The organism is Colwellia sp. SU-HH01217 (assembly GCF_057543495.1).
Genome location: NZ_BAAJLX010000023.1, coordinates 1 through 21,148, shown reverse-complemented (window position 1 = coordinate 21,148; position 21,148 = coordinate 1). Strand labels below are relative to the sequence as shown.

General features: G+C 38.0%; 14 protein-coding genes. 6 read left to right on the top strand and 8 right to left on the bottom strand.

Features of this window, described 5'->3' with window-relative positions; all coding sequences use genetic code 11:
- Positions 1 to 90 precede the first annotated feature (90 nt).
- From AC27G3_RS17680 to AC27G3_RS17665, 4 genes are all read right to left on the bottom strand, one after another.
- The gene (locus tag AC27G3_RS17680) at positions 91 to 1,152 is read right to left on the bottom strand and encodes a DUF1214 domain-containing protein (protein ID WP_487123876.1); all 1,062 of its coding nucleotides are present in this window, start codon (positions 1,150 to 1,152) and stop codon (positions 91 to 93) included.
- Between the two features lie 117 nt (positions 1,153 to 1,269).
- Positions 1,270 to 2,268, bottom strand: a complete 999-nt coding sequence (locus tag AC27G3_RS17675; RefSeq protein ID WP_487123874.1) for a cytochrome d ubiquinol oxidase subunit II — start codon at positions 2,266 to 2,268, stop codon at positions 1,270 to 1,272.
- Between the two features lie 3 nt (positions 2,269 to 2,271).
- Positions 2,272 to 3,639, bottom strand: coding sequence for a cytochrome ubiquinol oxidase subunit I (locus AC27G3_RS17670; protein WP_487123872.1), 1,368 nt, complete (start codon positions 3,637 to 3,639; stop codon positions 2,272 to 2,274).
- 108 nt (positions 3,640 to 3,747) lie between these two features.
- Positions 3,748 to 4,293: a GbsR/MarR family transcriptional regulator gene (locus AC27G3_RS17665; protein ID WP_487123870.1), complete on the bottom strand. Its 546-nt coding sequence runs from the start codon at positions 4,291 to 4,293 to the stop codon at positions 3,748 to 3,750.
- Between the two features lie 262 nt (positions 4,294 to 4,555).
- Here AC27G3_RS17665 and AC27G3_RS17660 point away from each other — a divergent pair, with 262 nt between their 5' ends.
- Positions 4,556 to 5,422 (top strand): MliC family protein, encoded by an 867-nt coding sequence (locus tag AC27G3_RS17660; protein ID WP_487123869.1) that lies wholly within the window; start codon positions 4,556 to 4,558, stop codon positions 5,420 to 5,422.
- Positions 5,423 to 5,550: 128 nt separating this feature from the next.
- Here AC27G3_RS17660 and AC27G3_RS17655 read toward each other — a convergent pair whose 3' ends face one another.
- Positions 5,551 to 6,207: a hypothetical protein gene (locus AC27G3_RS17655; RefSeq protein ID WP_487123867.1), complete on the bottom strand. Its 657-nt coding sequence runs from the start codon at positions 6,205 to 6,207 to the stop codon at positions 5,551 to 5,553.
- Positions 6,208 to 6,410: 203 nt separating this feature from the next.
- Here AC27G3_RS17655 and AC27G3_RS17650 point away from each other — a divergent pair, with 203 nt between their 5' ends.
- The 3 genes from AC27G3_RS17650 to AC27G3_RS17640 all read left to right on the top strand — a co-directional run bounded on the left by AC27G3_RS17650 (position 6,411) and on the right by AC27G3_RS17640 (position 14,079).
- Positions 6,411 to 9,482 carry an nSTAND1 domain-containing NTPase gene (locus AC27G3_RS17650; protein WP_487123865.1) on the top strand — a complete coding sequence of 1,024 codons (3,072 nt, stop codon included), beginning with the start codon at positions 6,411 to 6,413 and terminating at the stop codon, positions 9,480 to 9,482.
- Between the two features lie 260 nt (positions 9,483 to 9,742).
- On the top strand, positions 9,743 to 13,072 hold the full coding sequence (locus AC27G3_RS17645; protein ID WP_487123863.1) for an MHYT domain-containing protein: 3,330 nt from the start codon (positions 9,743 to 9,745) through the stop codon (positions 13,070 to 13,072).
- Positions 13,072 to 14,079 carry a response regulator gene (locus AC27G3_RS17640; RefSeq protein ID WP_487123861.1) on the top strand — a complete coding sequence of 336 codons (1,008 nt, stop codon included), beginning with the start codon at positions 13,072 to 13,074 and terminating at the stop codon, positions 14,077 to 14,079. Before AC27G3_RS17645 ends, AC27G3_RS17640 begins: the two co-directional genes overlap by 1 nt.
- Positions 14,080 to 14,089: 10 nt before the next feature.
- On the opposite strand, the gene AC27G3_RS17635 is transcribed toward AC27G3_RS17640, so the two are convergent.
- Entirely contained in the window at positions 14,090 to 14,299 is a 210-nt protein-coding gene (locus tag AC27G3_RS17635) for a hypothetical protein (RefSeq protein WP_487123859.1), read from the bottom strand.
- Positions 14,300 to 14,650: 351 nt separating this feature from the next.
- Between AC27G3_RS17635 and rnk the strand changes: the two genes are divergently transcribed.
- Positions 14,651 to 15,061, top strand: coding sequence for a nucleoside diphosphate kinase regulator (gene rnk / locus AC27G3_RS17630; protein ID WP_487123857.1), 411 nt, complete (start codon positions 14,651 to 14,653; stop codon positions 15,059 to 15,061).
- A 99-nt stretch (positions 15,062 to 15,160) separates the two neighbouring features.
- Here rnk and AC27G3_RS17625 read toward each other — a convergent pair whose 3' ends face one another.
- Entirely contained in the window at positions 15,161 to 16,885 is a 1,725-nt protein-coding gene (locus AC27G3_RS17625; RefSeq protein ID WP_487123855.1) for a PhoX family protein, read from the bottom strand.
- Positions 16,886 to 17,109: 224 nt separating this feature from the next.
- Positions 17,110 to 20,730, bottom strand: coding sequence for a bifunctional diguanylate cyclase/phosphodiesterase (locus AC27G3_RS17620; RefSeq protein ID WP_487123853.1), 3,621 nt, complete (start codon positions 20,728 to 20,730; stop codon positions 17,110 to 17,112).
- Between the two features lie 201 nt (positions 20,731 to 20,931).
- Here AC27G3_RS17620 and AC27G3_RS17615 point away from each other — a divergent pair, with 201 nt between their 5' ends.
- Entirely contained in the window at positions 20,932 to 21,141 is a 210-nt protein-coding gene (locus tag AC27G3_RS17615) for a diguanylate cyclase domain-containing protein (RefSeq protein ID WP_487123908.1), read from the top strand.
- The last annotated feature ends 7 nt before the right edge of the window (positions 21,142 to 21,148 follow it).

Sequence of the window (21,148 nt, the reverse complement as noted above, 5' to 3'; positions counted from 1 at the left end):
ATGACTTAAATAGGTATTAGCTTGATGGTATTGCAAAGATAAGGCCCTTACATCATTGTGAGGACTTTCTCTTTGATAATTACAACCCGTTCATTCGGGTTTAAAAGGACTCACTGCTGGCAGTTTATATTCCCGATTTAATACAGATTCCTCAGGGCGATATATACGCATTAAGTAATTCCATCCTTCGGTTATATCAAGTCGATTTGTTTGATTACCGCAAACTTGTTCTGAACCATAATAAGCAGTGAAAGTACCATCGTCATTAAACACGGTACTACTTGGGGTAAGAGTTACATTATCGCTCTTCATGAAAGCATCTTTACCGTACACCGTGATTGACCAGAAGGCATTGTTCTCTGGTACGTTATAAGTTGCGGTATAGCATTGATCAGACGCTTCGCCGCCATTATAGTTAATATAAGCCGATTCCCATTCGGGAAATAATCCCCAAGCACCAGCAACAGCTAAGTGACGGGTTTTTTCATTAACTTTGCCAGATGCTTTAGTTTCTTGCCAATCTGCAGGGTACTGTTTAAATTTAACAAACTCTTTTTCATATTGTCCTCGCAGTGTAAACATGCTTTCCCAATCCCAATTAGGCGAGATGGGATCTGCACTTTGCGCTTTAATTGAAAATTGTTTGAGTAAGCCTAATACTTTTGCAATTTCAGCTTCATCGTGAATGTCGTATATTTGAACACGAGGTACGGCAAAAACATATTTAGTTGTTCCTTCAGGAATAATATGTGTTCCGGGTTCAGTGAGTACATCTACTGTGTAATGGTCATTATCTATGATCATCACTGAAAAATAACGATTGTCAGGTATTTCTGGAATTGTAATAGATGCGCCGCCAGCTGTGTCGATAGTACCCCCACCGTACATGGTATCACGGTTCATTCGTACTACCGGTTGGTTGTCTGTTGGTGTTGGTCTAGGGAATAAATAAAAATTGTTTATACTACCTGCACGTTTTTGAAATGTTGCCATGCGACCATCAACTTCGGCATGAATGTAGGTATCGGCTGTAACTGCAGTTTGCTTGTGATATTCCTGAGTTGTGGCAGAGGAATCATTGGCATCAGTACAACTGATTAAGCTTGTAGCAGCAATGATAGACGTTGCAATAATCGTTTTACGCGCACTCATAATTTCTCCAAATTATTAATAATATATTAAGGTATATTTTAAATTTCCTTTATTTACAGTCTTAGTAAAGCATCTTTGATATTAAATAAACAGAGTATCAACAGTATTATTATATTATTAGTGATACCTCAACTCTCTAACCTTTCCCCAAAATACGCGATACGAAAATGCGGTGTAACTAAAAATTACCGGAACAACGATGATCGTCCCCCATAGTAAAAAGCTGAGCGACTCAGGTGCGGCGGCAGTTTCCCAAATGGTGAGCTGGTTCGGTACAATATATGGGAAAAAACTAAAAGCTAATCCAATAAAGCATAAAATAAAAATAACCACAGCGGCTACAAATGGTCGCCAACAGCCTTTGTCATTTACTTTAGGTAATTGTTTTAATTGAATGAGACTAAAAACAAACAAAGAAAAACAAGCTAAAGGTAGCAATAGCACTAATACGGTATTTGGCCAAGTAAACCATTTTTGGTAAACGTCGGGGTGAATAATGGGGTTAATCAATGACACGGCAATAATACCTAAAAAGCATACTAAGCCTGATTTTTTCGCCCACGCCACCGCTTGTACTTGTAGCTCTCCTTCGGTTTTCATGATGAGCCAACAAGCGCCAATGTAGCTATAGGCGGCAGCGACACCTAATGCACTTAAAATAGCAAAGCTATAAGCGGCCATTGTTGTTTCAAAGCCCATTACATACATGCCTAACATGTAGCCTTGACTTAATGCCGCAATTAAAGAGCCGGCTTTAAAGACTTTATTCCAGGTCGGTTTATGACTAAAAGCAGCTTTAGCACGAAAATCAAAGGCAACACCACGTAACACTAAGCTGATCAACAAAACCGCTGTGGGTAGGTATAACGCTTTAAATATATAACTATGAGCAACAGGAAAAGCAATCAGTAACAAACCAATTGCCAGTACTAACCAAGTCTCGTTAGCATCCCAAAAAGGGCCTATGGAAGCAATCATAGTGTCGGCGCTATTTTTTTGGTCAAGGGGAAGCAATATACCAACACCTAAATCAAAACCATCCAAAATAGCGTAGAGTAAAACAGAGAGCCCCATTAATGAGACGAAAATTACTGCTAATGTATTGGCTTCAAACATGATTTACTCCTTAACCTTTTTAGCGGGTGTCACAATTACCGGTTTTATTCGATCTTCTTCACTTATTTCTTCAATTTCTACCGCGCGACTTGCCATAGTAAAAAGCGTGTGTAAATAAGCGGCCATAATGACTACGTACAAGAGTAAATACATAGTAAGTGTCAAGCCAACGTTGGCGGGAGCTATATCAGTTGCCGCATCTTTTACGGTTAATACGCCGGTTACTAGCCAAGGTTGTCGACCAATTTCGGTGACATACCAACCTGCTAATGTGGCAATCCAACCTGAAAAACTCATCACGACCAGTGCTTTTAATAACCAAGGAGGTAATTGATCTTTCCGCCATAAGGTAACGCGACTAAACCAAGCAATAACAAGCATGAGTATGCCTAATCCAACCATAATTCTAAAAGCAAAAAATACGGGAGCAACAGGAGGGTGATTTCCTTCGAATTCGTTTAATCCTTGTATTTCACCATTGAAGTCGTGGGTTAAAATAAAGCTCGCCATGTTAGGAACAGCTATTTCAAAATGGTTGGTTTTTTGTTTTTCGTCAGGCAATGCAAATAATAATAAGGGTGCGCCGCTTTCGGTGTGCCAAATTCCTTCCATTGCGGCAATTTTTTGCGGCTGATGTTCTAAGGTGTTCAAGCCGTGCAAATCGCCAATTAATACTTGTACGGGAGCAAGTAGTGCCGCAACGGTTAAGGCTATTTTTAGTGTTAATTTAGGCGCTCTTTTATCATCGCCTTTTAATAAACGATAAGCACTAATACCAGCAACTAAAAAGGCTGCGGTTAATCCTGATGCGATTAACATATGCGACAATCGGTAAGGGAATGAAGGGTTAAAAATAATGGCTAACCAATCGACTGGGAAAGCAACACCATCACGCATTTCATAACCTTGTGGTGTTTGCATCCAAGAGTTTAATGCCAATATCCAAAAAGCCGACAAGCTAGTGCCAACGGCAACAATAAAGGTGGATAAAGTATGGATACGGGCTGAAACGCGATCTATACCGAAGAGCATAATGCCTAAGAACCCTGCTTCTAGAAAGAAAGCGGTTAATACTTCATACCCTAATAAGGGCCCTGCGATATTACCAACGGTTTCCATAAATTTTGGCCAGTTAGTGCCAAATTGAAACGACATGGTAATGCCTGTGACAACACCTATGGCAAATGTAAGGGCAAAAATTTTCACCCAAAAGCGATATGCACGCATCCAAACAGGATCTTGTGTTTGATCAAAGCGTACTTTAAAGAAGAATAAAAACCAGCTTAGCGCTATGGTAATTGTGGGAAACAAGATGTGAAAACTGATGTTAGCGGCAAACTGTATGCGCGAAAGCATTAATGTTTCTAACATAATTTACTCCATAAATTTTGTTAAACAATAATTCAATATTATCGGGTGAAAATATTAACCTAGCCTGTTTGAAGCAGGCTAAATGTCTTGGAAAGTACAGAAAACGTATTAACCTTTTTTGAGAAACTTATCTTTCATATCAATAACCTTGGTTACACCTGCGCCCAATTTCATTAAAGTGTTGAGCTTGTCAGGGCTTAGGCTTTGTAACTCTGATGCCCAATGAGTAATGGTTTCCAATAAATCATGAATTTCATGCATTTTATCTTGGGCATATTGCTCTTGCGCATTAGCAGGTTCATCTAATAAGTTGTCGCGTAATAACGATAATGTTGGGTCAACTTCACGTTTACGACGCTCTTCAAATACCCGTGTTGCCATTTCCCAGATTGTACCTGCAGGCGAGTAGTATTCTTTACGATCTTTAGGCTTATGTTGTACTTGAACTAAGCGCCAAGACTGTAATTCTTTGATACCCATGCTGACATTACCGCGTGATATATTAAGTGCTTCAGAAATTTGTACAGCGCTAAGTGATTCATCATGAATAATTAACAAACCATACATTTGTCCAACGGTGCGGTTAAAGCCCCAGCGACTGCCCATTTCTCCACAATGCATTACAAAGGATTCGATTTTTTCGGTCATGATCATAATTTAAGTTCTGAACTTTCAGTAATTTCTGAAAGTTTAAACTGTTGTTGATTTAGATCAAGTTTTTTTTCAATAATTTTTATACTTAATTTAGTTAATACTTATCTCGACACGGCAAAGAACTCCCTTAAGCTTGAACAAACCTATTGCCTGCTATACTGTATTTGATTAATTATGCTGCTAACGATTATTGTTAGCACTCTAGAAACATTATCAACCAACGTTTAACAAAGCGTATTGCCTAATACGAGTACCGATTAAAATGAAAGATAAAAATCCAAATGTTATAAGTCGATGGTTAGTCTTATTAGTTGTTGTTATTGCAAGTTCAGTATATGCGAGTGGTATGAATAACAAGCCTGCTGAAAATGGCGAAGCTTTATGCTCAAACGCGTGGAAACACTCTATAGAGGGTAAGGTGTTATCAGGCGATGGAGCAGATCACGGACCTGATGTTGGCTCTGATGAATGGCAATCGGTTATTGAATTTAAATTAGGCGTTAGAGGCGATGCCAGCGTGCCTAAACGCAATACTCATGCATGGTGTCAATATATAGATAAATTAGTGAATAACTCGGCTTCATTTAAAGGAAATCTTGAGTCGGGCCCTTCGTTTGCCTGTGAAAAAGCGCAAGGCAGTATTGAAATACTGATATGCGGCGATAAAGAATTGTCAGCATTAGATCAACAATTAGCGAGCACTTATGCCCAAGCACTGAACCAAGCAAAAAATGAACAACCGCCGATGTTAAAAGCTCAACAACGAGGTTGGCTCAAGGGGCGTAATGAATGCTGGAAAAGCGATAACAAGCGTCAATGCACGTTAGGCGAATATCAACACCGTATCGCGACATTACAAGCAAAATATCGTTTAGTTTCTCATAGTGAGGCTATTAAATATGTATGCAATTCAGAGCCTCGTAATGAAGTCATCGCGATGTATTTTGACACAACACCCAAAACATTAATTGCAGAACGTGGTGATAGCGTTTCTTTAATGTTTTTACAACCCAGTGCAAGTGGCAGTAAATATCAGGGCCGTAATGAAACATTGTGGGAACACCAAGGTGAAGCACAAATTACTTGGGGCTATGACACAGCTAAAATGGACTGTAAAAAAATGCCATAACAGCAATACTGACAGCGTACTTGATCACGATTACTTCAAGGTGTAACCACCTAAGTAAACGTGATCTGTTGAAACCGTTATTACTTCACTTAAATATTTTTTTAAGCTCAGGTTAAATATTGCGTTTATTATTGTAATAAAGCAATCTGCGCGTCTGCTTTTACAATGAGTTTAATGCCATACAACGACGACATTTCAACTTCATTTTCAATTGTGCCTTCCGTTTTTATTAATAAATCATTGCTGTCATCTTGCCAATTGATTGTGGCAATTTGGGTAGAGTTTACTGGTAAAATATATGAGCGATTACGTTTAATAGAGTATACCTTTGCAAGGTGACGTGAGTTTATACTGGATAAATATTGTAGCCATTGCCCATTTGGTGACCATTGGGCATTAAATTTTTTGGCATCGTCATCTCGACGTATGCTATCAATAAGCTTGCTACTGTTTTGTTTGAGCGAGAATAACCATAAGTTACGATCATTTTCAGTAAAAGTAAGGTATTGATTGTTTGCCGCCCACGTAATATTACTTAGATTTTTTGCTCTGGGTATGAGGTGCTCAGTTAATAACTCGCCTTGGCTATTAAAAATAGACAAATACTGAGTGTTATGTTTTTTAGTAAACAAGGCGCGTTTTGACAAGTCTGCATTCCAAACACTTTTTTGATTGTCATGGGTTGACTGCGCATTGATAATAACGGCTTCTACTACTGTTGGTGTAAGTAACAATCCTGACATTAGCGTTAATGGGATTATTAATGTGATAAAGATATTTTTCATCGTAATTCTCCTTAATTTTAGTGTTTATTTAGTTACAACTTCCTTCAACTGAGCTCAGTATCACGTAAACAAAGCAAAAAGTACTTACGGTTTCCTTACCATCACTTTTTTTATTTATTTTCGATATTTTAGTATGAAATTTGTACGATTATTCTATACTCCAGTCACCCAATTATATTTGGATGTTTATCAATGGATGATACGTGAAAAAGGTGAGCGAGTTTTTACCAATTCAGGAACAGGAATTTTTTACCTTAGGTAAGTGGACGGTAAAAAGCAGCTTAAACCAAATTTCTGATAAAGAAAAAAGCTATACAATCGAACCTAAAATGATGGATGTGCTTGTTTATCTTTGTCAACACTCCACACAAACTATAAGTGCTGAGCAACTACTTATTGCTTGTTGGGCTGGTACCTTTTATGGTGATGCCCCTGTGCAAAAGTGTATTGCTGGCTTAAGAAAAAAGCTCGGCTGTAACTCTCGAAAACCAAGTTATATTGAAACAATTCATCGGCGTGGTTATAAAATTATCGCTGATGTCTCATTGATAAAACCCTCAAAACAAGCTCCTGAAATTCTTAATATTGAGCAATGGACACAAGGTTCACCCTATAGAGGTTTAAATACTTTTGAGATTATTCATAGCCCAATTTACTTTGGCCGAACAAAAGCTATTGCTGAGGTTATTCAAAGCCTGACATATTGTATTGATCAGCATTGCCATTTTCTTTTGCTTTTAGGAAAGAGCGGTAGTGGTAAGTCATCACTTATTCGCGCAGGTGTCTTGCCTTTTTTAAGTAGTCATACTGGATTTTCAGAAATACGTGTTACCCAACATATTATTATAACGCCACATCAAAATACTCATGAGTCTCCCATTGCAAGCCTGTTACATTCTCTTAATTCGTTAGGGCTAATTAAGCCAGATCTTGAGTTAGATGACCTAATTGCGCGTGTAGAAGAAACACCAGAATTGATAACTGATACGCTTATAGCGATAAAATCAAAAGAAGCACCAGTACCCAATGATCGAATAAACGAGCCAAAAAACTACTGCTTATTAGTGGTGGATCAATTTGAACAGTTTTTATTAGACGACAGTTTAAGCGATTTATCGAAAAGTAGTCTTGTGCTGTGTTTAAAGCTTTTATCACAATATAAAGCGCTTTTATGTATTGCTATGCTGCGTAACGATTTTTACAGTCGTTGTCTTGATGTTGAAGGGTTTCTTGATTTAAAGACCGCTGGCGTTCAATACGACTTACAAGTAGCTAGTCCGCTAGAACTCACCCAGATAATTCGAAATCCTGCATTAGCTGCCGGGCTTACATTTGAGCATGATGAAACGAGTGGAGAACAACTCGATGATATTTTATTGGCCGCGGCGATTAAAAACCCAGATGCTTTGCCGTTATTAGAATACACGCTAGAAAGGCTTTATCAACAACGTAGTCAAGACAATGAATTACTGATTTCGGCATATCATAAGATGGGGGGGATTGAAGGAGCCATAGCTCAACAAGCGGAAAAGGTTTTTAATAGCTTACCTTATAAGGTGCAAGGGTGTTGGGATAAAATAATGCATGCGTTAGTGAGGATAGATCACGACGATAAACATAGTGTGACCTCTCGTAAAGTTCCACTGTCATTTTTTAAAGAAGACAACGAACAAAAATTTATTCAATATTTTCTTAGCGCTCAGCTATTTACTACTATTTTACAAACGGCAAAGGGTGAACAACGTAGTTATTTTTCAATAGTACGCGGTAGCAGTGTTTTAATTTCAAGAGATGATGTGCAATTTATTACTATTGCACATGAAGCATTACTCGTGAATTGGCAAAGAGTTACTCGTTGGGTTAAAGAAAATAGCACGGCAATACAAAAGCGTGAACAACTTGCCGATGATTGCCAATATTGGTTGATTAATCATAAATCAAATGATGCATTGCTGAATTCTAGACACAAAGTAAAAGATGGGCTTAGGCTTATTCAGCGAAGTGCGATTAGTTTAAATAACAATGAAATTAGTTTTATTTTAAAATCTCAACGATATCAAAATAGAAAAAAAACTTTAGCCGTTTTGGTAGTTATTGCTGTTTTTGGCTCTAGTTTGTTAACTTGGTTGCAATCGAAGCAACTTGCGGTTGAGCGTGATATTGCCGTTTCAAAAAGTAATCAAACTCAAGCCATTTCTAAGTTTCTAACCGATATGTTTTTTTCCCAGAGTCCATACTTTTTGGATGGAAAAGAAATGTTAGTGAAAGATGTGCTAGCTAAAGCAAGTTTAGATTTAGACAAGAGAGAACAAAATAATTTGCGTAATCAGCCTTATGTAAATGCATTACTTCATAAAACATTAGGTACCATATACATAGATTTAGGGAAAATCCCTCCAGCAGAAAAGCACTTAATGCGCGCTTTATCGATATATAAACGTAATCAATTAGATCTGGGAAAAGACTATCTTGGTATTTTATTTAATGTCAGTCGTTTATATGAATTAAAAGCAGATCATACGAAAAATCTGCCTATAATTTTAGAAACGATTTCATTAAGTAAAAAGTTAGTAGGTGAAGATCATCAAGACACTTTAGGTGCGATAGATAACCTCGCAACGTTTTATTTAAATATGGGGAATTTTGAACAAGCTGAACCTCTTTTTAATGATGTTTATTTACAGCGAAAGCAGTTATTTGGACCACATTATCGTCATACTTTGTATTCGTTAGAAAATTTAGGAAAGCTCTATCAAGCAAAAGGTGATTGGTTAACATCGGAGCAGTATTTACAATTGTGTATTGATGAATGGCTCGCGCAATCTACAGTTAACAACCCATATACTCTAAATTGCATGAGGCTGTTAGCGGTAACCAAAGAATCATTAGCAAAATTTCAAGAAGCAGAGCAGTTGCTTAACGAACACATAACTGTAGCCAGTGCAGTTTTTAGTCATCATCATCCAGAGGTTTTGAGTGCTAAAAATACCTTAGCTAAGGTATTAAGTCGCACTAACCGAGAAAAGGCAGCTGAGCGTTTGATGAGACAAACATTGAAGGAGCGAAAGTTAGTGTTAGGTGGTGATCACATTGATACTTTGAAGACACAAATTAGTTTAGCTACATTATTACGTCAAATGAATCACTATGATCAAGCGCTAATTTTGGCGCAAGAAGCGTTAGAGAAGTGCAATAACAAACTAGGCAATAATCACCCTACTACTTTACTCGCCTCCCAAGAATTAAGCTTGCTTAACTCATTACAAAAGTTATAAAAAAAATTATTTATGACTGAGCGTGGTAAATAGCATGTTTATCGCTTTATGTTTAAGTTATTTTTACGTATGGTATCAATAGAAGTGGCGAGTTTACCTTTATAATGTGTGTTATGAACAAACTAAGTAGCTGTTAATAAGATGACAGGACGTCTCACTTTAGCTTGCAGTACACTCTTTTAGCATCGTTTAATTTTTACATAGTTTAAGTGGATAAAACACGACTTGTTTTAACACCATTTATTGGATTTTACCTACAAATGCAAAATAAAATTCTTGAGCTTTTTCAATATTCTGACGCTAGCTTGCTGGCGGTTGCAGAGCATAATCCGTGGTTAGTCTTATTATCAATTTCTATTGCAATATTTGCCTCTTATATGGGGTTTCAAGTGGCATCGCAAGCAGCGTCAGCATCCTTTAAACGTAAGCACATTTCATTATTTATTGGCAGCTTAGCTTTGGGAGGCGGTGTTTGGTCGATGCACTTTATCGGCATGTTGGCATTAAAGCTCTGCACAAGTATCAGCTATCAGTTTGACTTAACCGCTTTATCTATTATCCCTTCTGTAACGGCTTCTTGGATTGCGTTAAATTTAATTACCCGAGATAACATTCATGCCTCACAATTAGTTATTGGTGGTGTTTTGGTTGGTGCAGGTATTGGGACGATGCATTATATCGGCATGGCTTCTATGGAGATGGCGCCTTTATTGCGATATGACTTGTTTATGTTTGCAGTGTCTATTCTGGTTGCTGTGGTATTGGCTATTTTGTCACTTTGGATAAGCTTTGGTCTTGATAAAGTCGGTAATATTAATTTAAGCGCGAATACAAAAATGGCGATATCGAGTTGCGTAATGGGAAGTGCGATTTCTGGAATGCATTACACCGGAATGGCCGCAGCGCGTTTTATCTTGCCACCAGGTTTTGAAATGACCAATCAAACGAATGATATTTCGTTTTATTTAGCCATTGGTATTACTACGATTACTATTTTTATTATTGCTGTTGTTTTGGCTGTTAACTTGGTCTTTAGATACAAAGATATTTCTGCTGAAGCGCTACAAAGTGAACGACGGTTAACCGCGATTATGGACACCGCCGTTGATGGAATTATTACCATCAATGCAAAGGGCATTATTGTCAGTATTAATAAAATGGTAACCACGTTATTAGGCTGGGAAAGTGATGAATTACTTGGTAAAAATGTCAAAATAATTGTACCAGAGCCATTTCAACATAATCATGATCAATACATTCAAAACTATATACAAACTGGCGTGGCTAAAATCATTGGTAGTGGGCGTGAAGTTGAGGCGAAAACCAAAAGTGGTGACACTATTCCCATGCGACTTGGTATTGGTCATGTAAAATTAAACAATCAACATATGTTTGTGGCATTTATTTCAGACTTGCGTGATCGCTTAAAAATGGAAAATGCGATACGTGACAATGAAATGAGAATTCGCTCATTATTGACTAATATTCCAGGTATAGCATATCGATGTTTGGATGTACCGGGCTGGCCCAATTTATTTATTAGTGATGAAGTTGAAAAAATAACAGGGTATCCAGCAGCGGATTTCCTAATGCCTGAGCCAAAAAGAAGCTTAGGGGATTTTGTTCATCCTGAAGATTTACACATTATTGCTTCAGCCGATTTACACAACCCAAATGGTTATCAGCTTGAGTTTAGATTGATCGACAGGTACAACACCGTGAAGTGGATGCTTGGTTATGGTCGAGCCATTAAAGTAGAAAACAGTGATGATTATTATCTTGATGGTTTTATTATGGATATTAGTGATCGCAAAGCAATGGAATCAGAGCTTATAGCGGCTAAAGACAAAGCAGAAAAAGCCGCGGAAACTCGTTCAGCATTTTTAGCCAATATGAGCCATGAAATTCGTACGCCAATGAATGCAGTTATTGGTTTTAGTGATATTTTGCTCGATAGTGGTATGAGTGCTAGCCAACATAAACACCTGACAACTATTAACCAATCGGCAAAATCATTGCTACACATTTTGAATGATTTACTCGACAGTGCCAAGTTAGAAAAGGGTAAGTTTCAACTTGAACTTCGCGACTTTTCACTTGTAGAAGAAGTGGATGCTGTTGTGTCAACATTATGGTTAGAGGCACAAAATAAAGGTATAGAACTCAACCTTAATATTAAACTGCAAGCGCAAGGGTACTTTAATGGTGCGCCAGATAGATTGCGCCAAGTTTTAACTAACTTATTGGGTAATGCGATAAAATTTACCGAACAAGGCAGCATTAATATCACTATCTCAAGAGTAGAAACAGGACTATTCAAATTTTCTATTAAAGATACCGGTATTGGAATGTCTGCTGCTCAGCTTGAGACTATTTTTGATGCCTTTGCACAAGCGGATGAGTCAATGAGTCGGCGTTTTGGTGGCACGGGTCTCGGTACCACTATCAGTAAACAGTTGGTTGAATTAATGGGCGGTGAAATCTCAGCGACCAGTATTGAAGGAGAGGGTTCTGAATTTAGTTTTATTCTCCCTTTAACGCCGATTGAATTTATGGATAAGGTAGTCGAGCAACAAGGCTATCAAGCGTTACCTAAATTACACATATTGGTCGTTGATGATATTGATCAGAACATTGAGCTATTGTCTTTAATATTGAAACGATATGGCCATACTGTTTATGAAGCCCGAGATGGTGAACAAGCGTTACTGCAACTTGAGAATAACCCGATTGAATTGGTATTAATGGATATTCAAATGCCTGTTATGGATGGATTAACCGCGGTTAAATTGCGAAGAGAGTATGAAGCGCTTAATGGTTTAGGACGTATGCCTGTTATTGCACTGACAGCTAGTGTGTTACCTCAAGATAGAGTGTCAGCTGAGAAAGCTGGAATGGATGGTTTTGCAAATAAGCCCATTGATATACGACAATTATTTACTGAGATCTCTAGCGTGCTTAAAGTCACTAATGTATCGCTTGATACCTCAGAATCTATTGATAAGTCGACGTTAAAGATAGATGTTGATGCGGGTGTTGCTCTTTGGGGTTCTAAGACTAATTTATTTACTGAAATAGGTCGATTTATCCAAGCGTCTCAGTCTGAAATATTAAATTTAAATCAGCATGTTGTAGACGAAAATTGGCAAAGTTTAGCTGAGTTAGCACATAAGTTTAAAGGAAGTGTCGGTAACCTCGCCTTAAATCGATTTATGGCGATGTTCGACGCCCTAGAGCAAGCCATCAAAGTAGCAGATTTCGTGTTATGTCAAGCGCATGTGGCTGCGATAGAAGTAGAATTTCTGGCGATAAAAAACTGTGTAAGTAAAATGAATGACGGCAGTGATGAAGCCGGTTTAACTGGCTTGTTGGTAGATTCAGATAATACGAATGAAGTTATTGGGGTTTTACAAAAGCTTGAGAATTGTGTAAAAAATAATGAATTCGATGAAGCACTTTTAGATGAATTACAAACATTTGAGTCGATTAACGCGAGTAAAATTAATGGAGTTATTCATGCGTGTAATGATTTTGATTTCCCACACGCGGCTGAGTTAATCACTAGTTTGCTTAGTGAATTGGAGGAGTAATGGAAAAACAAACTGAGAATATAATGCGAGATATTAAACCGACTGTTTTAGTTGTTGACGACGAACCCGCCAATTTACGTGTGCTTAATCAATTATTGAACGATACCTATAAATTGATTTTTGCAAAAAGTGGCCAAGAAGCCATACGCTTAGTTGAAAAAGAGCTGCCCAATATAATTTTATTGGATGTTATGATGCCCGAAATGACCGGTTATCAAGTATGCGAACAGCTAAAACAAAACCCTAAGTTTAAAAGTATCCCTATTATTTTTGTCACAGCATTAAGTGATCCAAGTGATGAAGCTAAAGGGTTAAATCTTGGTGCTGTCGATTATATTTCTAAGCCTATCTCTCCTGCGGTTGTTAAAGCCAGAGTGAAAACCCATTTATCTTTGGTTGACGCGGAAGAGTTAAGGCGAACTCGCTTGCAAGTTATTCAGCGACTTGGACGTGCCTCAGAATATAAAGATAATGAAACAGGTATGCATGTAATGCGCATGAGCCATTACTCTCGAGTAGTGGCCTTGGCCTATGGCTTTTCAGAAGCTGAAGCGGAAAATTTATTTAATGCAGCGCCAATGCACGATGTGGGTAAAATCGGTATTCCCGATAGCATTATGTTAAAACCTGGGAAACTAACAGATGAAGAGTTTGCCATAATGAAAAAGCACCCTGAGATAGGTGCTGAAATTCTAGGAGAGTCTGATTCAGAGTTAATCGCTTTGGCTAAATTGGTTTCGTTAACTCACCATGAAAAATGGGACGGTACAGGATACCCTAATCAGTTAGAAGCAGAAGAAATTCCCATTGAAGGAAGAATTGTTGCACTAGCTGATGTGTTTGATGCATTAACGAGCGTACGCCCTTATAAAGATGCTTGGTCGATTGAGAAAGCGATGGAGTTTATAAGAAGTCAAAAAAGTAAGCACTTTGATCCACAAGTAGTTGATTGTTTTGAGCAGCAACTCGATAAAATATTAGTAATTAAAGACCGTTGGAAAGATTAGGATAACGTACTTAATCGTTTAAAGTGTGTGTAATTGTTTTGCATAATGCGACGGCCACAAATTCTTCAAAATTGTCTGCAGGATCAAATGAACGGTCATAGGTAACATCAATAGATGCTAATTGTGTTATAAGCAGCTTTACCGACTCTTCTTTTGATAATGTGTTGTCATTTAATTGTTCAGTAATACCTAATAACTGGTTCCAAATGGTACTGTTCATTTTACCGCGCTTATATTTTTTAGTTGGAGTTTGCCAAATAACAAACAAGGTGGATGTTTAATAGTGTTAATTGACTGATTAAATATAATTCTCTAAATGAGGTTTAAAAAACTTCTAGATTAATAGTTATAAGTTAATTCTCAGAATTAGACAATTCTTTTAGAACACATTCTATACCAAAAATAATATCTTCGTACGACGAATTGATTCGCAAATATTAAAAATAATGAAGGAGTCGAATTCTCCTGATGTATTATTCTCGCTAGTCGAATTATTACTTGATAAGATGATCTATTCCCTGAAGTTTTTATAATATTAAAAAATTAATAGATTTGATTGGAGTAATGAATAATGCAAAAACCGAATATCACAATTTCATCAATCGATGCTGAACGTTTGGAAAGCTTAATTGAGTCTTTAGATGATGCATCTTATCCTAGTTTAGATGAGCTTATTATCGAATTAGATAGAGCAAGTATTGTTCCCCCAGATAAAGTTCCTAGTAATGTTGTGACTATGAACTCTACTATTATTTTTACTGTAGAATCAACCCAGAAAGAGTTTGCTTTAACATTAGTTTATCCTGAAGATATAGCTAAAGAAGGAAAGAATATTTCTATTTTAGCTCCTGTTGGTAGTGCATTATTAGGCTTGAGTGAGGGCGATGAAATTTCATGGCCTAAACCTGGTGGTGGGGAGTTATTAGTGAAAGTTAGTCAAGTAACCTATCAACCAGAGCGCTCTGGGCATTTTGAGCTATAAATGATCGATATCTTCACTTGTTGATTTAGACGTTGATTACCGAGCTTTTTAAATTGATTTGGTAATCAACGACTGAATTTTCATGCTCAATGTGGGTGCTTACTCACCTTGTGGGTTATACATCCAGAGTGCGTTGTTAACATGTTTACTAGTATCTTCACCAATTAATACGCGCCCATCATCCATTACGGCTAAGTTATCAGGGTTTGAAATAGCATTAACATCACACCTGTTACCTTGTGCATCACCTTCGGCGTTGTAAGCGCCACCAACAACGACTGGTTCCATGCGATTAACATTAAAGTCTTGTTGCACACCAAAACGATAGACTACACCGCAGTAGGCTGAATCATCAAGTTGAATATCACCGGCATTATCTACCATACCCTTACTCACTTCTGACATGGCTACATACATATAAGGCAGTGTTCCACTAGCAACGGCATCGTAATTTATAACAACACCTTCCATTTTACGAAACTCGGTAGTTGCACCTTTTGCTTTTGCAGCACGCAATGTCTCTAAGAAAGCATATCTATCATCACCAGTGCCTGTGGTTGCCCAGTTATCAATTTCAGCTTGGCTGATGTAACTTGTCGCTCCGTCTTGGTAGTCAGCTTCAGTGATGCCATTATATGAGTTGATCCATGTCTTAATTTCCATGTTGTTACTACTGCCTAGCTCAATCCACTGAATATCAAAACCTGCTTTAGCAGGATTATTAGTGGCATCTTGCGTTAATTTTGCCGCATATAATGTACCTTCACTCAGATCGCCTGCAGTGGTGGCGACAAACTTATAGAAAGCTTTATTAGAACCATCATCAGTGGTGTAAACCGTTTTCCAATCAGGCATTACCACAGCGTTTTCATGAGCAACGCGACCTAAAGTAAAGTGTTTTACTGGTGTTGGACTTGCAGAGGTAGGGTTTGTTATTTCAACGATATAGCCGTAGTCATAAGGGTTAGGTAAGCTTGAACTACCAAGATAGGTTTGTAAGTTTTGTATATCTGGGTAGCTTGGGTAACCGTCTAGGTAGTCTTTGTTATTCCATTGGGCCGTATTTTCCGCTTCGTAATTCTCTTCTGACGTTAAAGGAGTATTCCATGGAGATAAAGTGCCAAAGCAATTAATGAGTGTTCCTAATACCGTTGAAAAATCGACATTCATTGCGTTGCCAGTAATCCAGCTACCATCATCAGCTTTTGTTAATTCAATTCGACTCATTGCGCCAGGTCTATCTTCCCAAGCAGTAAATAAAAATCCGGTATCTCCATTGGCAGAAGTAGGAACAAACGCGTTAAAGTCAGGATCTTGTGACTGTTTGATCTCTGTTACTTCATCAGCAGTATTAATTGAACCTAAGCCGTGAGGCAGTTGATTGTTAAAGGTATCACCCGCTTCACCTAACACTTGATAGTTACCAGCAATTAGACGTACAGCAAGCTTTTCCTCATCTGTTGATGGGGCAGATAACTCGGTAGTCATCGGATCTAATGTGCTCCAGTCAAATCCTGTTACTACACCCACTTGCGCTTTAGTGCTGTTTCCTGATAAGTCGGAAGGATGTTGAACATTGAAAAATAGTTCGTCATTGTCTGATAAAAACATACCTGTTATTTCAGCCCCTACAGGTACTGTTGCTAAACGCATTAATTTAGCCGCATTAGTGAGGTTTTGGCCGTCAGCGCCTTTTTCGCCGTCGATGCCGTTCATTCCATTTGTGCCGTTGGAACCGTCATTTCCATTACAAGCGACTAACATTGAGGTGCCTAGTACAATTGATACTAATGCAGCGATTTTTCTTTTTTTTAGATTAAGCATGTTATTTCCAATAGTGTGAATTAAAACGCTTATAAAGTAAGGGGAGGGTGTGACAATTACGTGAATGCTTTTTGACGTAATTGTTAAAGAAATATGAAATGGAGTAGGCGGTTAGCAATCGTTTTAGAGTGGTTAACCGATAACTTGCATACGCTTTATTGTGTTTTACCTGGAATTTCTTGCTTGCTTAAGTTGAAAGCAACTTTGTTTCAAAGCTATAAAGTCTACTCTTTCCAGCTTATATCGGGTGTCCAGCTTTGGATCCAAGTTGGGATGTCGGCAGCGGGCATCGGCTTAGCAATGCCGTAACCTTGGGCTAATTCACAACCAAGTTGTAATAGCATAACGCCGTGATCTATTGTTTCCACCCCTTCGGCAATCACTTCTCGTTTAAATGATTTAGCTAACCCAATAACGCCTTCAATAATTGCCAAATCGTCAATATCAACCAACATATCTTGAACAAAACTTTGGTCTATTTTAATTCGGCTTGCCGGTAATCGTCGAAGATAGGTAAGAGAAGAGTATCCTGTACCAAAATCATCTAAAGCGAAATTAACGCCTAAGGCCATGCAAGCATTCATCACAGTAGAGACATGCTGAACATCATCTAAGGCACTGGTTTCTAGTACTTCCAGTTCTAAATAGTGAGGTTTTACGTCGCTATGCGCTTCGAGTAAATAGGTTAACCTTTGAGTAAAATCAGGTTGTTGCAACTGCACCGCAGCAATATTAACACTGATACCAATCGATGGTGTTAGGCCTGCTAATTTCCATTGGCTATGTTGTGTTAAAGCTGTGTCGATAACCCATTCGCCCAATTCAATCATCATGGGGTTATTTTCAATGACAGGTAGAAAGTCGATAGGAAAAATTAAGCCTCGCTCAGGATGTTGCCAACGAATGAGGGCTTCAACGCCAATAACAGTGCCTGTTCTCATATTAACTTTGGGTTGATAATGTAAGACAAATTGCTCATTATCGAGTGCGCTTCTAATCGCTTCTAAGCTCTCCCTCTGTATTTTTACAGCACCATCTTGAGCAGTATCAAATAAGTGATAACGATTTTTACCTAATTCTTTAGCCATATACATGGCTTGATCGGCATGTCTAATGAGCAAGTCAGCATCAACACCGTCATGAGGATAAAGAGTAACGCCAATACTTGCTGACACATTTAAAACCACATCATTAATAGTAACAGGTTCTGAAGCAGCTAGTAAAAATCGCTCTAAAACAGGCTCGCAATCATCTATTACTGTTGAATTTTCCAAATCTGTTAATATAGCGACAAATTCATCTCCGCCAATGCGTGCTAGCGTATCACCTTCGCGTAGGGCTCCTTTCATATGAGTAGACAAGGCAATTAGTAAAGCATCTCCCATATCGTGGCCGTAATTATCATTAACTGCTTTAAATCCATCAAGATCTAAAAATACAACGGCCAGTGAGTTTTCATGACGAGTGCATTGCCGCATAGCTTGAGTTAATCTATCTGAAAGTAAAACCCGATTAGGTAAATTGGTGAGCACATCATAATGAGCAATTCGTTCTAATTGATTTTGATGCTCTTTAAGACGAGTAATATCGTTACCTAAAGCAACGAAGTGCGTAGTATTACCCTGCTCATCACACACGGCACTGATGGTTTTAATTTCAGCATACAACTGACCATCTTTATGACAGTTCCATATTTCTCCAGACCAATAACCATCCTCAATAAGAGCTTGCCACATGTTGTGATAAAAAGCAGGTGATTGTCTGTCTGATTTAAGAAAGCGGGGGTTTTGTCCTATTGCTTCTTCACGACTGTAACCTGTAGTTGTTGTGAATGTATCATTAACATCAATAATTACCCCCGTAGTATCAGTTATAACGATACTTTCCCTAGCATGGGTAAATACACTAGCCGCAAATTTAAGTGTGTCTTCCGAGAGTTTACGTTGAGTAATGTCACTATGAGTACCACTCATTCGAAGCGGTTCGCCTTCTGAACCACGTTTCATTACATTAGCTTGGTCATGAATCCACCTAATGCCACCATCTTTAGTTACCATGCGATATTCAAGATTATGCAGCTTCGAACGGCCTTCAAGAACGTCATTAATAGATTGCCAAGCTTTTTCTCTGTCATCGGGGTGGACGAAATCCCCCCATTGTTTTGTACTTTGTACTATTTCTTCATGGGTATACCCTAGCATAGTCGCCCAACGTTCATTTCTAACAACAGTGCCAGTGAGTATATTCCAATCCCAAAAACCCAATTCAGCCCCAGCCAAAACAAATTTCATTTGCTCATCATTAGCTTTTAACGCTAGGGTAGCTTTAACTTTTTCAATAACAATGCTGGCGATGCTGGCAGATTGCTCTATAAGGGCAATATGCGCTGCTGTGGGTCGAGCAACATCATGGTGATAAATCGCAAAAGTACCTAATACCTCCCCTTGCGAAGAGCGGATAGGTTCTGACCAGCATGATCTTAAATTAGCCTCTTTAGCAAGTGATTTATGAGATGCCCAATAAGGATGGTTTTGAATATCTTCAACGATAACGCGTTCATTCAGAAATGCAGCAGTACCGCATGAACCCACGTTATCACCGATTTCAATACCATCAATTGCCACATTGTAAAACTCAGGAAGATTTGGTGCTGCGCTAAGCATAAGATGCTTACCAGTTTCGTCGAGTAATAAAATACTGCATATCATGGCGCTATTACCTGTTTCAACGCCAGTAACAATAGCTTCTAGAATAACGGGTAATGGCTCATCACTGGTAATAAGCTCTAAGATATGGGAACGGGATTTTTCTTTTAATTCAGCCAGTTTTCTCTCGGTAATATCTTGATGAGTGCCACACAGTCTTAATGGCTCTTGAGTGACTTTATCATATTCTATGACAGAGCCAGAGCCTTGAATCCATACCCAATTGCCATTGGTATGTTTCATTCTAAACTCAGCAATATAGTTAGTACCTGATTGAATATGCTTTTGCACAGTCTCTTGCATAAAGGTTTTATCGTTTGGATGGATGAGTGTTTCCCAATCTTTTATGTGGTTGGTAACATCTGCTTGGGATAAACCTAGTATTGACAACCACTCGCGATTAACCACCTGTTTGCCTGTTTTATATTCCCAATCCCAATAACCTAATTTGGCTCCATTAATGACATTAAGTAGTTGATTTTTAGACTGGCTAAAATTGTCTTCACTTAATTTTAGCTCAGCGATATGATTTATTTGCTTATTGTTATAACGCAATAATAACCACCCTGTGACGCTTCCGAGTATCAAAATTAAAATAACTAAAAGCCGTTGTGCTAATTTAAATGTTTGTAAATCTTCGGCTATTGCTTTATGTAGCGCTTTTTCAACATTATCTGCTGAGAGATTAAATTTAATAAAAGCTAGATCGAGTTGTTGATCGTATTCAGAGCCGACACCTGAAGTTAATTGTGATGCCCAACGCTTAAGCGCAATATGTCTAAAGTGGTGAATTCCCTTGATCACTGCTTTAATCTGGGTGCGTAAATTTAAATCGCTAAGGGGAATAAAGGTATTTTCTTCATTAACGCCACCATCAAGCATAGCGTTAGCATACCATTGAGCTTGATCGAGATGTGCCCACACGTCATCAATTTTTACTGATTGATCGCCGCTTATTGCTTCTTCAAACCATAAATGTGCCGTTGTTGTTTCTAGTTTAATCTCCATAGCAGCATTAACTAACGGTGTATGACGCTCAGCAATATCACTACCGGTATAAAATGAATAATAAACGATAGCCATGGTAAATAAGGTTATAGAGAGAGAGGTGAAGAAAATTTTACGAGAGCCTGTTTCCATCAAGTTTATCCATACTTACATTTAAAAAAGTAAATTTTTAAGATTGAAATGTGAGTTCACCTTAAAATACGCAGGTATATTTATTAAAGGCATAGCCATCGAGCATATTACATAACTTATTAATATAGCAAATAAACGGTAATTTACCTCAAGCTCGGGTGTGATATTTAAAGTTAATTTTTATCTATAATTGAGTAGCAAATTAATAAATATAACTTTTTAATTGTCTGCAATAAAAAAATAACGACATACAGTTACACTATTTATTGCATAACTGTTTCTGTTGGCATGGCAATAGCAAAACATAATGAACAGCCCATTTTGGCTAAAACGTTATTAACAGAAGCGGATGCAGTTATGTATCAGGCGAAAAATTCGGGTCGAAATCAAGTAATAACATCGATAATTTAGACAGCTT

What these genes read in the sequence shown, in the direction of transcription:
- AC27G3_RS17680 (WP_487123876.1), bottom strand. Translation starts at nt 1,152, where the DNA reads ATGAGTGCGCGTAAAACGATTATTGCAACGTCTATCATTGCTGCTACA.
- AC27G3_RS17635 (WP_487123859.1), bottom strand. Translation starts at nt 14,299, where the DNA reads ATGAACAGTACCATTTGGAACCAGTTATTAGGTATTACTGAACAATTA.
- rnk (WP_487123857.1), top strand. Translation starts at nt 14,651, where the DNA reads ATGCAAAAACCGAATATCACAATTTCATCAATCGATGCTGAACGTTTG.
- AC27G3_RS17620 (WP_487123853.1), bottom strand. Translation starts at nt 20,730, where the DNA reads ATGGAAACAGGCTCTCGTAAAATTTTCTTCACCTCTCTCTCTATAACC.
- AC27G3_RS17675 (WP_487123874.1), bottom strand. Translation starts at nt 2,268, where the DNA reads ATGTTTGAAGCCAATACATTAGCAGTAATTTTCGTCTCATTAATGGGG.
- AC27G3_RS17660 (WP_487123869.1), top strand. Translation starts at nt 4,556, where the DNA reads ATGAAAGATAAAAATCCAAATGTTATAAGTCGATGGTTAGTCTTATTA.
- AC27G3_RS17665 (WP_487123870.1), bottom strand. Translation starts at nt 4,293, where the DNA reads ATGATCATGACCGAAAAAATCGAATCCTTTGTAATGCATTGTGGAGAA.
- AC27G3_RS17655 (WP_487123867.1), bottom strand. Translation starts at nt 6,207, where the DNA reads ATGAAAAATATCTTTATCACATTAATAATCCCATTAACGCTAATGTCA.
- AC27G3_RS17640 (WP_487123861.1), top strand. Translation starts at nt 13,072, where the DNA reads ATGGAAAAACAAACTGAGAATATAATGCGAGATATTAAACCGACTGTT.
- AC27G3_RS17625 (WP_487123855.1), bottom strand. Translation starts at nt 16,885, where the DNA reads ATGCTTAATCTAAAAAAAAGAAAAATCGCTGCATTAGTATCAATTGTA.
- AC27G3_RS17670 (WP_487123872.1), bottom strand. Translation starts at nt 3,639, where the DNA reads ATGTTAGAAACATTAATGCTTTCGCGCATACAGTTTGCCGCTAACATC.
- AC27G3_RS17645 (WP_487123863.1), top strand. Translation starts at nt 9,743, where the DNA reads ATGCAAAATAAAATTCTTGAGCTTTTTCAATATTCTGACGCTAGCTTG.